The 15,651-nt window shown below is 45.0% G+C and carries 12 protein-coding genes; 5 read left to right on the top strand and 7 right to left on the bottom strand.

The features are described 5' to 3' along the window. The first annotated feature begins 179 nt into the window (after nucleotides 1-179). From ACFQ21_RS29905 to ACFQ21_RS29885, 5 genes are all read left to right on the top strand, one after another. Entirely contained in the window at nucleotides 180-2,036 is a 1,857-nt protein-coding gene (locus ACFQ21_RS29905; protein ID WP_377586418.1) for a DUF1800 domain-containing protein, read from the top strand. A gap of 18 nt (nucleotides 2,037-2,054) precedes the next feature. After that, nucleotides 2,055-3,323 carry a DUF1501 domain-containing protein gene (locus ACFQ21_RS29900; protein WP_377586416.1) on the top strand — a complete coding sequence of 423 codons (1,269 nt, stop codon included), beginning with the start codon at nucleotides 2,055-2,057 and terminating at the stop codon, nucleotides 3,321-3,323. Nucleotides 3,324-3,619: 296 nt separating this feature from the next. Further along, entirely contained in the window at nucleotides 3,620-4,519 is a 900-nt protein-coding gene (locus ACFQ21_RS29895; RefSeq protein WP_377586414.1) for a helix-turn-helix domain-containing protein, read from the top strand. 52 nt (nucleotides 4,520-4,571) lie between these two features. Then, nucleotides 4,572-4,916, top strand: a complete 345-nt coding sequence (locus ACFQ21_RS29890; protein WP_377586412.1) for a hypothetical protein — start codon at nucleotides 4,572-4,574, stop codon at nucleotides 4,914-4,916. A gap of 66 nt (nucleotides 4,917-4,982) precedes the next feature. Next, nucleotides 4,983-5,885: a glycoside hydrolase family 43 protein gene (locus tag ACFQ21_RS29885; RefSeq protein ID WP_377586410.1), complete on the top strand. Its 903-nt coding sequence runs from the start codon at nucleotides 4,983-4,985 to the stop codon at nucleotides 5,883-5,885. A 253-nt stretch (nucleotides 5,886-6,138) separates the two neighbouring features. Here ACFQ21_RS29885 and ACFQ21_RS29880 read toward each other — a convergent pair whose 3' ends face one another. The 7 genes from ACFQ21_RS29880 to ACFQ21_RS29850 all read right to left on the bottom strand — a co-directional run bounded on the left by ACFQ21_RS29880 (nucleotide 6,139) and on the right by ACFQ21_RS29850 (nucleotide 15,602). Then, nucleotides 6,139-9,303 carry an efflux RND transporter permease subunit gene (locus ACFQ21_RS29880; RefSeq protein WP_377586408.1) on the bottom strand — a complete coding sequence of 1,055 codons (3,165 nt, stop codon included), beginning with the start codon at nucleotides 9,301-9,303 and terminating at the stop codon, nucleotides 6,139-6,141. 21 nt (nucleotides 9,304-9,324) lie between these two features. Continuing rightward, complete coding sequence (locus ACFQ21_RS29875) at nucleotides 9,325-10,458, bottom strand: efflux RND transporter periplasmic adaptor subunit (protein WP_377586406.1); 1,134 nt, start codon at nucleotides 10,456-10,458, stop codon at nucleotides 9,325-9,327. Between the two features lie 17 nt (nucleotides 10,459-10,475). Beyond that, nucleotides 10,476-11,801, bottom strand: a complete 1,326-nt coding sequence (locus tag ACFQ21_RS29870) for a TolC family protein (RefSeq protein WP_377586404.1) — start codon at nucleotides 11,799-11,801, stop codon at nucleotides 10,476-10,478. A 2-nt stretch (nucleotides 11,802-11,803) separates the two neighbouring features. Beyond that, a complete protein-coding gene (locus ACFQ21_RS29865) occupies nucleotides 11,804-12,430 on the bottom strand; it encodes a TetR/AcrR family transcriptional regulator (protein WP_377586402.1) in 627 nt (208 codons plus the stop codon). Nucleotides 12,431-12,603: 173 nt separating this feature from the next. Beyond that, a complete protein-coding gene (locus ACFQ21_RS29860) occupies nucleotides 12,604-13,860 on the bottom strand; it encodes an FAD-binding protein (protein ID WP_377586400.1) in 1,257 nt (418 codons plus the stop codon). 104 nt (nucleotides 13,861-13,964) lie between these two features. Continuing rightward, nucleotides 13,965-15,188, bottom strand: coding sequence for an RNA polymerase sigma factor (locus ACFQ21_RS29855; RefSeq protein ID WP_377586398.1), 1,224 nt, complete (start codon nucleotides 15,186-15,188; stop codon nucleotides 13,965-13,967). A gap of 60 nt (nucleotides 15,189-15,248) precedes the next feature. Beyond that, nucleotides 15,249-15,602 (bottom strand): YciI family protein, encoded by a 354-nt coding sequence (locus ACFQ21_RS29850; RefSeq protein WP_377586396.1) that lies wholly within the window; start codon nucleotides 15,600-15,602, stop codon nucleotides 15,249-15,251. Between the last annotated feature and the right edge of the window lie 49 nt (nucleotides 15,603-15,651).

Genomic DNA, 15,651 nt, shown 5'->3' with positions numbered 1-15,651 from the left:
CGGCAATCGCTGAAAGCCGCACATCAGGAAAAGACTGAATTACGCCTCAGGTATATCCTATAAACTGATTGGGTTGCCTGAATCTTTGTTACAACAGGAGTCTATTTCTTTTTTATTTATTCGTTTAAACCTTTGGATAAAAGTATTGTCCAACGGACCTGAAATGAATCTTTCATCATATGTATTCGAAAAATCAAGCTCTGTTTATATTGGTGTTGATCGTTGTATTGCTCAATGCGATTGTGTTATCCGCTTCGGTTGTACAATTGCCTGGCGCTCCGGTGTTCTATCGGTTTCCATACGCGAAGGTTGGTCTCACGGAAGAACAGGCAGCTGCGCACCTCGTCAGCAGGTTTACCTATGGAGCAACACCCGGAATGATTGACAACGTGATGGCTACCGGCCTGGAGAACTGGTTCGAAAAGCAATTAGCTGCAAATACAACAGACGCACCTCTCGATGAACGTCTGCGCGACTATGATGCGCTAACCCTGAGCAACGCTGAAGTTGTAAATACATATTACAAGAATGCACAAATATTGCGCATGGCTGTTGCCGATGGTGTGATTGATCGTGATTCTGCAAAAGTAAATATAGCAGGCTACCGTGAACAGCTACGGCAATATGCCCGGGATAAAAACATCAGGTCTGAACGCGAACTCACGCGGCAATTCATCAATCAAAAAATACTTCGCGCTGTCTATAGTGAAAATCAGTTACAGGAAGTACTCACGGAATTCTGGTTCAATCATTTTAATGTATCCTTCACAAAACGAATATGCAGCCAGTTTATTCCGGCTTACGAGCGGGATGTGATCCGGCCTCGGGCATTGGGTAAATTCCAAGACCTGCTGATTGCCACTGCCAAATCTCCGGCTATGTTATTATACCTCGATAACTTCAGCAGCGTAGGTGCTATGGATAGTACAAATAAGAAACGTGTCTCATCCAAAAAACGCATGCGTGGACTCAATGAAAATTATGCACGCGAAGTCATGGAGCTACATACCCTGGGTGTTGACGGAGGTTATACACAGAACGATGTTACCGAAGCTGCACGTATTCTTACCGGTTGGACTATATATCCTATGGGGAAAGAGAATTTTGGAAACGGCTACAGAAAGTTATTGGACAATGCCGGTGAAGAAAAACTGACAGCCCGTGGTTATATACACGATGGTGATTTCTTGTTCACCCCCAATCGCCATGATACCGGTGAGAAAAAAGTATTAGGTATAGCTTTCAAAGCAGGAGGTGGCTATGATGAAGGTATACAACTGCTGCAAATGCTCGCGGCACATCCCTCTACGGCAAAATTCATTGCTGCAAAAATTGCCACACGTTTTGTAAGCGACAATCCCCCGGCAAGTCTCATCGATGCTATGGCGAAAACTTTCCGGGATACGGATGGAGATATAAAAAAGGTATTGATCACCATGACTACTTCCGTTGAGTTCTGGGATGTATCTGCTATACGCACCAAAACCAAATCACCCTTTGAACTCGCCATAAGCAGTATACGTGCGCTACAGGCAGATATACGAAATCCTTATCCGGTATATACCTGGTTAACACGCATGGGACAACCGGTATATTTCTACCAGGCGCCTACGGGTTTCCCGGATAAAGGTCAACACTGGATCAACACAGGTTCATTGCTGAACCGCATGAACTTTGGACTTGCCCTGGCAGATAAACGTATACCGGGTATAAAATTTAATCTCCTCGGCCTGAACAACAATCACGAACCGGAGAGTGCCGAAGATGCATTGGCAACCTATAGCAAATTGTTGATGCCCGGCCGCAATCTGGATAAAACCATTCAGCAACTTACACCGCTTCTGAATGCACCGGACCTTCAACAGAAAGTAGATGAAGCCGCTGGTAAAGCTGCACAATCAACTGCTGCAACGGACTCCCTGCACGAAGAAATCACGTCTGACCAACCGTTGGCCAAGTCTGACCAAACCGATGTATACAGGCTTTCACAAATAGTTGGCATTTTGCTGGGCTCCCCTGAATTTCAAAGAAGATAATATGCTATAACTATAGAGATGATGATAACACGAAGAGGATTTATAAAAGCAGGCGGACTTACTTTACTGGGTGCAGGACTTGGCGGTGTGCCAACCTTTATAGCAAGGGCTGCCGGAAGCGATAAAATAATAGCCCCCTATAAACGGAACAAAATACTGGTATGCATTTTTCAGCGTGGCGCCATGGATGGGCTAATGGCCGTAACGCCTTTTACAGATATATACCTAAAGGCAGCGCGGCCAACATTATCTATGTCAGCAGTAAAAAATAACGGTATCGAACCGTTAATCGATCTCGATGGACGTTTTGGACTACATCCTTCCCTGCGCGCGTTCGAGTCGCTATATCGCGACAATCGCATGGCTATTGTCCACGGTATGGGATCACCCAATACAACACGTTCACACTTCGATGCGCAAGACTATATGGAGTCGGGCACACCGTTTAATAAAAATACATCGAGTGGCTGGCTTAACCGCGCTATAGGACTCACAGGACATGACGCTTCGCCCTTCCAGGCTGTAAGTATAACTTCATCGATGCCGCGTGTGCTATACGGTGAGCACGGTGCGCTGGCCATAAAAGATCTGAAAGATTTTACAGTACAATTGAAAGGTAACCCGGCAGCTGCAACTACCGCAGCCCGCAGTTTTGAAGAGCTGTATGATCAGACATCGTCAGCATTGCTGAAAGAGACCAGTAAAGAAAGCTTCGATGCTGTTAAAATATTGCAGAAGGCCGATGTGCAGAAATATACTCCTGCCAACAACGTGCAGTATCCTGCCAGTGAACTTGGAAATGCACTGAAGCAAATCGCACAGCTTATCAAAATGGATGTAGGACTGGAAGTCGCATTCGCTGAGTCAGGCGGATGGGACACACACTTCGCGCAAGGTACGCACAACGGTACGTTTGCACGCCAGGCAAGAGATCTGAGCAATAGCATCGCTGCCTTCTGGAATGACGTGGAAGTATATCATGATGATGTAACGGTGATGACCATGACGGAATTCGGAAGAACTGTAAAACAAAATGGGACCGGTGGAACCGATCACGGTCGCGCTTCGTGTTCATTTATCATCGGCAATAATGTACAAGGGGGAAAAGTATATGGCACCGTAAATCCACTTGCCACGGAGAACCTGGAAGACGGTCGCGATCTTGCTGTTACTACCGATTTCCGAAGTGTGTTCAGCGAAGTAGCCGCCACGCACCTGCGAATTACAAACAAGCGCGAATTGTTTCCCGAATGGAATGGTCCAATCACCGGAATCATGCGTCCGTAAGGCGGATTTCGCTTATTTTACTATATAATCCCCATTTTAGCCTGCAAAAAACAAACACCATCCTCACATCCCCAATTGTTTGAATTTTGCAAGTTTTCGTTTGAAGGTTATAAGTTTCGTGGTTAGCAACGTTGCTACCTTTGACTGACAGAAAATCTGTTTTCTTAATTGGAAAATTGGAAGATTAGAAGATTGAAAAATCAGGACTCCTAACTTCAACAATCACGGTGCTAACAGGAACACCCGATCTTTCGATATTCCAATCTTGCAATTTTTCAATTTTTAAATTCAGCATCATGCCAAAGATTGAGACACTCGAAGACTTTTATAAACAAAAATTCAACTGGCTTCCGGAGAATCTTAAAAAAGATATAGGGCATTTTAATGTGTTCCGATTGGAAGATTGTATGGGGCCTGGTAAACAGCCTGCTCCGTATAGCCGGAGAGAATTTTACAAGATCACGTTGATGCGCGGTAATCATCTATACCACTATGCTGATAAAAGTGTTGAAGTGTCGGGGACTACATTGATGTTTTTTAGCAGTAATGTTCCCTATACTTTTGAACAACGGTCGGATGATTCAACGGGATACTTTTGCATTTTCAAGGAATCGTTCTTTACGGAGCGACTGCGCGGAAGTATACGTGATCTGCCGATGTTTGTGCCCGGTAACAAACCCAGTTACTCGCTGAACAAATCGCAGGACAAGTATATCAGCAGTGTCTTCGATAAAATGCTGAATGAGATTGGATCAGACTATATCTATAAATATGATCTCATCACAAACTATATTATGGAGATGATCCATTATGCATTGAAAGTGCAGCCTACGGAGACACTCTATCAGCATACCGATGCAAACGCGCGTATCACGGCTGTGTTCACAGAATTGCTGGAACGCCAGTTTCCGATTGATTCACCTTCGCAGCGATTCACTTTGCGATCAGCAAGTGACTTTGCAGAGAAGTTATCGGTACACGTTAATCATTTGAACCGCGCTATACGCCTCACAACCGGCAAGACTACTACCGATCACATAGCTGAACGTTTAACGAGTGAAGCTAAAGCGCTGTTAAAGCATACTGACTGGAATATATCCGAGATCAGTTATTGTCTCGGGTTTGAAGAGCCGGCTCACTTCAATCACTTCTTCAAAAAGCAGACCACCGTTACACCTTCCGCTTTCAGGAACTAATTTCTAACCATGAAGCCATGGAACAGGTGATGCACAATGAAGGGCAGGTGCGATGATTATTCTGAGCACGATAAGTAATCTGTATTGTATAGTACATATATCCAGGCAGGTGTCGGGTGGATCGGTTTATATGTTCGACAAACATTTACTTCCTGAGAATACGTTACGACACATCCGGTACAACCGCCTGTTCAACACCATGAGTAATACACTCTACGCGCTGAATGACGTACAGGATAAAGAAATAGCAAGTATCCTTCAAAAACTGCATGGCGAAAAAAATTCGGGCTACCGCTTTTCAAACGATCTGCAGAAAACATACCTGCTGGAGCTTATTCATTTCATTACAAAAATTCATCTAAAGATCTTTCCAGGTGTTCACACTTCATTGAACTGACACTTTTAAAGTTGCTGGCATTGTTTTTTTGCATTGATCTTCTTCAATTCCAATAAATAATTACTCATGCCAGCAACAAATACTTCATTCACCGGTAATCCGATCATCCGGCATACGTTCACGGCAGATCCAACTGTACTCGTGCATAACGAGACTGTATATTTATATACGGGTCATGATGAAGCGCCTCCGGGCACACATCAATATATAATGAACAAGTGGTTGTGTTTCTCCTCGCAGAACCTGCGAGACTGGAGTGAACACCCGGTAAATCTGAAAGCCACTGACTTCAAGTGGGCCAAAGGTGATGCGTATGCCTCGAAGGTAATTCAGCGTGGTAATAAGTTCTATTGGTATGTAGCCGTAACGCATGCAACCATCGAAGGCAAAGCCATTGGTGTAGCAGTTTCCGATGCACCGACCGGACCGTTTCGTGATGCCATTGGTGCCGCACTTATCACCACCAAAACAGGTATACTTCCTGGCACCGATAACTTCGATCCAACAGTACTCCTAGACGACAACGGGCAAGCGTATATATTCTGGGGAAAGAATAAATGTTATTATGCAAAGCTCCGCGATACTATGATCGAGCTGGAAGGAGCCATTAAAACCGTCAAGTTGCCTGACTTTATGGAAGGAGCCCATATACATAAAAAGAATGACTGGTATTATTTATCGTATGGCTATCAATCTCCGGAGAAAGTAGCGTACGCGATGAGCCGCTCGATCGATGGTCCGTGGCAGTTTAAAGGTATACTCAATGAACTTGCTGGCAACTGTGAAACAAATCGTCCCGCCATTATCGATTTCAAAGGCAGGTCCTATTTCTTCTATCACAACGGAGGCTTAAAAGATGGCAGCAGCCAAAGACGATCTGTATGCCTCGATTATCTATACTATAATAAAGACGGAAGTATGAGGCGTGTGGTCATGACTTCGGAAGGAGTCGGAACATTGGAAGATTAGAAGAATGGAAGATTGGAAGATTGGAAGATTAGAAGAATGGAAGATTAAAAGATTAGAAGATTATAAAATTAGGATGAACGGAAAACCAAAGAATTAAAAATAGATTGTCGATAAAAAGAACGGGTACACCGACAAGGTATACCCGTTTCATTTGCAAAGTATATATTTTAAAATTCCTGAATATTAAAATTTTTCAAGTCTTAGAATCTTTCAATTTAAAAATCTTCTAATCATCCAATTTTTAAATCCTGCATCATATATGCGGAGTTGTGCGATCGGCTTCGCGGAGTTCGGTTAGTTTCTTCTTACCGTAAGAGACCTTCGTTATAATTACGTATAGCACGGGGACGATAAAGATTGCAAGGAATGTTGCTGCGAGCATACCTCCGATTACTGTCCAGCCGATGGTTTGACGTGCTACGGCCCCTGCACCGGATGCCAATGCCAACGGCAATACACCGAGTATAAATGCGAGCGATGTCATGATGATCGGGCGTAAACGAAGCTTCACAGCATCGAGTGTTGCTTCAATGAGTTCAACTCCTTTGTCCACACGCTCTTTTGCAAACTCAACAATCAGGATTGCGTTCTTCGCTGCAAGACCAATGAGTGTTATCAAACCGATCTGCGCATATATATTGTTGTTGAGCTTCGGCAGGAATGTCAATGCCAGGATCGCACCGAAAGCACCCAACGGTACGGCTAACATGATCGAGAATGGAACTGACCAGCTTTCGTACAAGGCAGCAAGCAGTAACAATACTACTAAGATAGAAAGTGCAAAGATGGTGATCGTGCTGCTACCCGCAGCAAGTTCTTCGCGGCTGAGGCCGGAGAAGTCATAGCCATAACCAGCCGGTAAAACTTCGGCAGCAACTTCGCGCAATGCAGCCAGTGCCTGCCCACTGCTATAGCCGGCTGCAGCGTTACCGTTGATCTCAGCTGAGCGGAACAAGTTATAGTGCGATATAACGGGCGCGCTTTCCACAACGCGATACGACACCAGTGCGCTGAGTGGAACGGAAGTTCCTTCTCTGTTCAACACGTAAAATTGTTTCAGGTCTTCTATATCATCACGGTATACAGTATCAGCCTGTGCTACTACGCGGAAGTTTCTTCCGTATCGTGTAAAGTCGTTAACGTACTGGCTACCCATATACGATGACATTGTTGAGAACACATCAGACATTGCTACTCCGAGTTTCTTTACCTTCTCACGATCTACTTCAACATAGTAACCGGGAGTTTTGGCTGTGAAGAAGCTATAGGCCATCTGTATCTCCGGGCGTTGATTCGCTTTCATCAGGAACTGTCCTAGTACACGCTCAAATTCTTTTATATCTGTCCCGGATTTTTGTTCGAGCATGAAACTGAAACCTCCCGTTTGTCCGAGACCCGGTATAGCAGGCGGTGGTACAATTACAATGTTGGCTTCCTTGATTGCGGCAAACTTTTGTTGCAATTGAGCTATAACACCAAACAACTGCTGCGAAGGATCTTTACGTTCGCTCCACGGACGCAGCTGAATAAAGTATGTACCACTGTTCGGTTTGAATGCAAAGTTAATCACGTTCAATCCACCTATACCGGTATAATTTTTAATAGCCGGTACTTCACGAATCATATCCGAAAGTTTAGCCATCAGCTCACGTGTGCGCGATGATGATGAACCTTCCGGCAACTCGAATGAAATGAAAAGACGTCCTTCATCTTCGGTCGGTATAAAGCCGGTAGGTTTGCTTTGGAAGAGTGCAAATGTACCTACATATATACAGGCCAACAGGATAAGCACAAGCGGTGTATAGCGAATGCTGTGTTTCACACCGTGCGAATAGTTATCCGTTGTTCTTCCGAACCAGCCGTTAAACTTGAAGAAGAATTTATTCAGTCCGCGGGAATCTTTATTTACATTCATCGGCTTCAGCATCAGCGAGCACAATGCCGGTGTAAGAGTAAGTGCCACAAATGCCGAGATCAATACCGATATAGCGATGGTGATGGCGAACTGTTGATACAAGCGGCCTACAATACCTGGTATAAATCCTACCGGTATAAATACAGCGGCCAATATCAACGCGATGGCAATAACCGGAGCGGTTATATCTTTCATCGCCTTGCGCGTTGCATCTTTAGCCGAAAGTTTTTCATGATCTATATAGTGCTGCACGGCTTCCACCACCACAATCGCATCATCCACCACAATACCAATCGCAAGCACAAATCCGAACAACGTAAGGGTGTTGATCGTAAAGCCGAGTGGTATAAAGAAAATGAATGTACCGATAATTGATACCGGTATCGCCAGTACCGGCACAAGTGTAGCACGCCAGCTCTGTAAGAAAAGGAATACCACGATGGTTACCAGGATCAATGCTTCCACCAATGTGTGTACCACTTCTTCAATGGAAACTTCCACTACTGATACAGATTCGAATGAAACTACATAGTCTACATCGGAAGGGAATGCAGCCTTCAGTTCCTCCAACGCTGCGTATACACCTTCGGCAGTAGCCAGTGCGTTGCTACCGGGTGCCTGGTATATGAGCAACATGGCAGCGGGTTTACCGTTGATGGCCGAGAATCTTCCGTAGTCAAAACGGCCGAAGTCAATGCGGGCAACATCTTTCAGGTATACCAGCGATCCGTCTTTCGGATTCGTGCGTACCACTATATTTTCAAATTCTTCCTTCGTTGATAATCGTCCGTTTACCGTGATCGGGTACTCGAACGTCTGTGAATTGAATTGCGGCATTGCTCCTACCGTACCGGCAGCAACCTGCAGGTTTTGTTCCTGTATAGCAGCCGATATTTCTTTTGCACCAATGCTATATTGCGCGAGCTTATCCGGCTTGAGCCAGATACGCATACTGAAGTCCTGTCCTAAAGCATTGATATCACCAACACCGGGTACACGCAACAAGGCATCGCGCACAAATATGTTGGTATAGTTATCGAGGTATTCAACACCGTGCGATCCTTTGGGTGAATATATACCTACCACCATCATGATGCTCGGGTTTCGTTTACGCACCACCATACCGAGTCTTCGCACTTCTTCCGGCAAACGTGGTTCAGCGATGCTCACACGGTTCTGCACATCAAGTGTCGCTATATTTACATCAGTACCTACTTCGAACGTAACGTTCATCTGCATCTGGCCGGTACTGGTACTATTCGAGCTCATATACATCATGCCTGGTGTACCGTTTACCTGTGTCTCTACCGGAGTAGCTACGGTTTGTTCCACCGTAAGAGCATCCGCACCGGTATAGTTACCAGATACAGAGACTACGGGTGGCGTAATATCCGGATATTGTGTAACCGGCAGGTTCATCATCGCCAATACACCTACGAGTAAAATCAGCAGGGATATAACGATAGACGTGACCGGTCGTCTTATAAAAACATCTGAGATCATGCGCTTCTAAAATTTAGGTAATTATTTTTCTGCACTTTTCTGCGGTGCACCTGCAGGAGGACCGACCTGTACTTTTGCTCCCTGACGCAAGCGTTGTATACCTTCCACAACAATCGTCTCGCCGCTCTTCAAACCATCGCGTACAACAACAGATTCCTGAAAACGTGTACCGAGTTGAAGTCTGCGCTGCTGTACCGAATCACCTTGCACGACAAATACAAAGTACTCTCCCATTTGTTCGGTAACTGATTTATAGGGGATCACGACACGATCACCTATATCCTGGTTCAGTACATTTACATTCAGCGTCATGCCCGGATATAGTTCACGCTTCGGGTTCGGGAATGAAAGCCTTACGATTATCGTTCCGCTCTGGCGACCAATAGCACGATCGATAGCCATCAATTTACCCGGCAACTCATAGCGTGAGCCATCGGAATAACGTAGGGTAAACAATGAATCAATGTTACTGGTACGAAGTCTGTTGAAACGATTGAGCTCGCCTTCGTTGATAACAAAATCAACAGCCATCGGATCTTCCGAAGATATAGTATTGAGCAACGGCTGCCCCGGTGAAACCTGTGTACCAATTCTCACCTGTGATATACCGATCGCACCATCGAACGGAGCCGTTATGACAGAGTAATTATAGTCGGTGGATGCACTGGCGAGTTGTGCTTCGGCTGCTGCCACCTGCGACTGTGCAGTTTGATAGTCAGCACGCGCATACTCTACCTGCTGACGCGCTATAGCATCTTTCTCCAACAGGCGCTCATAGCGATCTACATCCTGTTTTACACGATGCAAATTTGCTTTCGCACTTTGCACATTAGCCTGTGCCTGGCGAATGGCAGCCTGGTATTTACTGCGGTCGATTTCGTAGAGCTTTTGTCCCTTCGAAACTTTCTGACCGTCTTTGATATATATATTCGTAATATAGCCTGATACCTGCGGGCGAAGTTCCACTTCATTAACAGGCACTACCGTTGCCGGATATACATCCGTACCGGTTACACTGCTGGATGTTACTTGCTGAACATTAACCGGTACAGCCGGTGGCGGCCCTTGCTGTTTCTTCTGCGAATTTCCGCAGCCATACAAGATGGTGAGCGTTACAAGTGCCGCAAAAAGCCGGAGTAAATGATGTTTCATCATATAGGTATATTTCAAGATCAGTTCACGTTAATAATTCCTAAAGCTTTTTCATAATCGAGCTTGCTCGAGAGTACCTGAAAAAGCGCGTTGTAATAGTTGAGTTGTGCTGTTTGCAGATCGGTCTCTGCTACAATCAGATCTACATACGCTTTAATACCTTCATCGTATTGAAGCTTGATGGTGTTGTATACCTCTTTCGCTATTTCAGCATTCTGTCTCAATACCTGCCATTCGTTATAGTCGCTTTTATAATTCGCCAGCGCGGTCTGGTATTCGGTATAGATGGCACGTTGTGTATTATCCAATTGTACCTGCAGGCGGTCTTCCTGCAAGCGGGCACGTTTTACATTCTGCAGTCGCTTGGTACCGGTAAAGATGGGTATCGAAGCCTGTATGCCTAGGGCCGATGTAGGATACGCTTTGTTGTACAGATCCGGCAACGAGTTGTTAAAGAACAGCGGGTTATAGTTGATATAGGCCGAGAGTGTTGGCAGGAAGCCGAGTTTATAATAATTGGTATTCAGTTGCAGCAGCCGCATCTGCGTTTGAAGTTGTTGATATTCAATACGCGATACATACGAAGGTGTTTGTGTTGTATCGATCAGTATACCTTCGCTCATCAGCGTAGCACTGTCGTATTGTAACGTCAATTCCTTTTTCGGATCTATACCCATCAATTGTTTCAGGTACGCAAATTTAGCATGCGTAGATTCGTATGTACGCTTGCGACTGCTGCGTGTATTGGCTAATGATATACTCGCACGCTGATAATCAGTTTTATCGGCAAGTCCGGATTCATAGCGGCTATGTGCGTCTCTGTATTGCTTCTCCTGACGAAGAATGTTTTCGTTCAGAATGCGCAGTTGCTCACGTGTAAACAGTATATCATAAAATGCCTTGCTTACTTCTACTACTGCATCGATTTTGTTGCTCTGTATATTCTCAGCCGCTTGCATGCGGGTATATTTAGCAGCGCGCGATGCCAGGAATACATCGTTGCTATAGAGCGTTTGTGTTGCCTGAAACAAAATATTGGAATTGTATTTGGTACCAATAGTAATAACCTGGTCGCCAAACACCGAAGTCTGCCTGCGAATGTTATGCACGGCAGCATATTGTGCGGAGATCTGCGGCAGCCATGACGAGAGACCGATGCGAACATCACGTTCGGCTATCGATGCATCAATTTGAGCCTGATGTACGGCTGCACCATTCTTCAGCGTATAGGAGATACATTGTTCAAGGGTAAACGTACCCGGGATGGTATCGGAAGCCTGCTGACTATATACCTGCCAGGAAATCAGCAACCCGACAAGCATCAACAGCACTTTATACTTTGCCATTTTCATTTTCCATTTTTATTTAACTTGAAATCGATAGTACGTTTATCAGGATAACCGGTACCGGGCCTGGTAACACTTCGCCAGCAGGCGTCAATCACTTCACTGACCTCTTCTTTTTTCAATACAACCTTTCGCAGCTTGTGCATCTTGGCCATTGTAAGAACATTACCGTGGAAGAGAGCACTTAAAATTTCAGGCCGCAGGGGCATCAGCACATTTTGCTTCACTCCTTTACTGACAAAATCGAGAAGTGTTTTACGGAGAGCACAGGTATTATCAGCGAGTTCGTCTGTATAATAAGGTGAATTTACGAACTGCTCGAAGAAACCCAGCACATTAGGGTTATTAATATAGAATTGATAAAGCGCCATCCACAACTGGTAGAATTGCTCCGGATATGTTTGGGAGGATTGCTCCGTTTTTACAACGATAGCCTGTACCTGTTCCTTAATATACTTATAGAGTTCGAGGAGCATTACCTCTTTGCTATCGAAGTAATGATAGATGGTACCGGCCGCAACATTGGCCCGCTCGGCAATCATGCTCACGGGTGTGCCATGAAAACCCTTTTCGCGGATCAGCTCCAATACGGTCTGAAAGATGACGTGTTTTTTATCTGGTTGTTCCATACCGATTGAATGTTCATTCGGTTTTTCAGCAATTCTACGACCTTCGCGCCTGGACAGTCTGCATTCCGATTCAGGAAACGATTGTTGAAGTGACAGTCGGTAAATAATGTATACTAAAGAAAAAGTATAGATGTAGCTATAGGTTGTACCGCTTTACAACTTGCTGAAGCTTTCTACGGCAGATAGGTTCGTAAAAAATCATTCCGAAATTTACCGTCCGGATCATGTTTTTTAAACAATTGTTTAAAATCAGCCATGCGTTCAAATCGCAAAGCAATTTTCTCCGGTGAAAGCGTAAATAATTTACCCCAGTGCGGTGCAGGGTTAAACGGAGCAAGCTTCGCTTCAATGAGGGGTAACAAGTTCATGACGGCATCAACCTCCTGGTGCCACGTAAAGTGAATGGCCAGACAATCGCGTTTATAGCAGGGGCTCATCCACAAATCATCCGCTTTAATGGTTCTTACCTCGGAAACAAAAAGATAGGGAGTTATCTGTTCGTGAAGACTTTCAACTGCCATGAATGCTTCGTATGCATGCTCGACCGGTATAAAATATTCCGACTGCAATTCTTTACCCGAGCTTGGCTTGAAGCCCATTTTAAAATGTGGAAGGCGATCGTACCACGGTCCAAGTACACCCAACTGATCTGTACAATTCTCTGCTGACTCTTCTTCTATAGGATGTACATTCCGGGTTGCCAGTTTTGCTCTGTAAAATTCTGACGGCATGGTATGCGCGGGTATATCCGACTGCTTCTTTATCCACACCTCATTTATAGTCTTGTTTTGAAATTTGGTAAAGAGACTAACGCTATAGCCGGCCGACATAATCGTTATAAAATTTTCCTCCAGCTGCTGCATTGGCAGGTTGAGGTATACATACTGCTGTACATCAAAGGCAGGCACCAGGTCGAGCGTGATGCGCGTAACGATACCCAGTGCCCCGAGGTTTACCACGGCACCGTGAAATATATCGCCATCGGCCCGCGATAATTTTACTACTTCACCAGCAGCATTTACAAATTCTAATGCAGCCACGCTCGTAGCAAGGTTTCCGTTATGTAAACCCGATCCATGTGTAGCTGTTGCAACTGCTCCTACTATAGATATATGCGGAAGCGAAGCGAGGTTATGCAGTGCATAGCCGTGATGGTGCAGATGCTCGCATACTTCACCATATTTAATTCCGGCTTCAACAGTAATCGTATGCTGTAACCAATCGAGTTCGGCAATGGCATTCATGAACTCCAGTGACACCAGGTCTTCACTGCTATCAGCAATTGTATTAAAGGAATGTCGCGAGCCAAGCGCCCGAACCTGTTTACATTGCTTCACGATCTGGCATACCTCATCTATAGTTCTTGGATAATGTATACGTGCAGTATTATATGTAAAATTACCGGCCCAGTTCGTGATGCGTTGTGACATGCTGTTTACTCAATCTGTGAGAGGTACGAAGTAAAGAAAAGTTTTGGAAAAACTTGCAGAGGCTACAGGTTTCCTACAACAAGCGCCTAATTTATTTTACTTCACTACTGAAGCGCATCTATTTTCTTTTGAATGGTTTGCTTGTCCGATGATGTTCTGGCAAGTACTATAGCTTTCTCTAAATTTGTTTTTGCCTTTTCGTTGTCAATGCCGGTATAGAGTTCGCCCAGCAGCGTAAAGTAAAAATGGTTGGTGACCAGTTTCAGCTTCTCGGCTTCCAGGATCGCTTCGTGTTTACCTTTTACCTTGGAAAGTGCATACGTTCGGTTTAGCGCGGCAATGGGAGAATATTCGAATTGCAGTAAATGATTATGGAGCTGAAGTATATTTTCCCATTTCTCGCGGGTGTCTTCCTTCTTTGTATTCCAGAACGCAATGCTGGCTTCGAGGTGATACCGGGATACTATATTTCCAGTGGTTGCCTTATGCAAGAGCTGTCCGCCTTTGCTGATGAGTTCCTGGTTCCACAGACTGGTGTCTTGCTCATTGTATAGTATAAATTCTCCGTTGTCACCTACGCGGGCTTCAAACCGGGAGGCGTGAAAACACATCAACGCCAGTAAAGCATTTACCGGTGGCTTGTCGGTATACGAATTATCCACGAGCATATAGCAGAGTCGCATAGCTTCCAGACAAAGTTCTTTCCGAAGGGTTTGCTGCTGACTGGTTGAGTAATATCCTTCGCTGAATAACAGGTATAGTGTTGTCAGTACAGTATTGAGTCGTGCATCGATCTCACTTTGCGCAGGCAGCCCGATTGTAATCTTTTCTTCGCGGAGCTTTTCGCGTGCGCGGAACAGCCGCTTGTTAATCGTCTCCTTGCTGGTAAGAAAGGCATCGGCAATTTCATCAATACCAAATCCGCAAAGTATACGCAGCGATAAACCAATCTGCGCTTCGGGCGGAATAGCAGGATGACAAATAGCAAACATCATCTGCAACTGGCTGTCCGATATATTCTGTGGCGACAGGTCTATATCCTCTATCGCTGATGCATCGCTCTTTATTGCCGGAGTAATTTTGCTTTCGAAAACACGATCGCGCTGCAAGTGGTTTTTCGCCTTGTTGCGTGCCACACTATAGAGCCACGCTACCGGTTCTTCCGGTATACCTTTTAGCGGCCACGTCTGTGCGGCTGTCAGAAATGTATCGCTCGCTATATCTTCAGCTGTCTCAACCTGGTCGAAGCCAAAGTGCTTGCAGAGAACCGAAACGATCTTGCGGTACTCGATCCTGAATAAATGCGGAATCAGTTCGTGATGTTCCATCGCTAAAAAAATCAGGCTTCTGCTCTATATATAGTATACAGCGCAGAAGCCGAAAATGAATTAATGAACACCATCGCCACGGGCGATCTTTCTTACTTCTACACTGTTACCCTCACCTTGCAGCACCGGGCACCCTTTGGCAAATTCAACCGCTTCGTCCACTGACTGAGCTTTGACTATAATATAGCCGCCAATCGTTTCCTTGATTTCCCCGAATGGCCCGTTGGTAACAACATTATTATGCCACACAACTTTACTGCCTTCGAAGGGCAAACCGTTGCCACCTCCAAATTTATTTTGTGCGGCAATACTGCCAACCCAGTCCATGGTCTGTTTCATCCAGTGCTCGATCTGCTCCGGAGATGCTACTTTTTTACCATCCTCGTGTCTGAAAATTAACATGAATTCGTCCATTGTCGTTTTGTTTTAGATGTTTAATACATTCAATACATCCCTATGACAA

This window comes from Ohtaekwangia kribbensis (assembly GCF_042676245.1).
Classification (GTDB): Bacteria; Bacteroidota; Bacteroidia; order Cytophagales; family Cyclobacteriaceae; genus Ohtaekwangia; species Ohtaekwangia kribbensis.
Note: the sequence above shows the minus strand (reverse complement) of the source record. Positions and strands in the feature narration are given on the sequence as shown.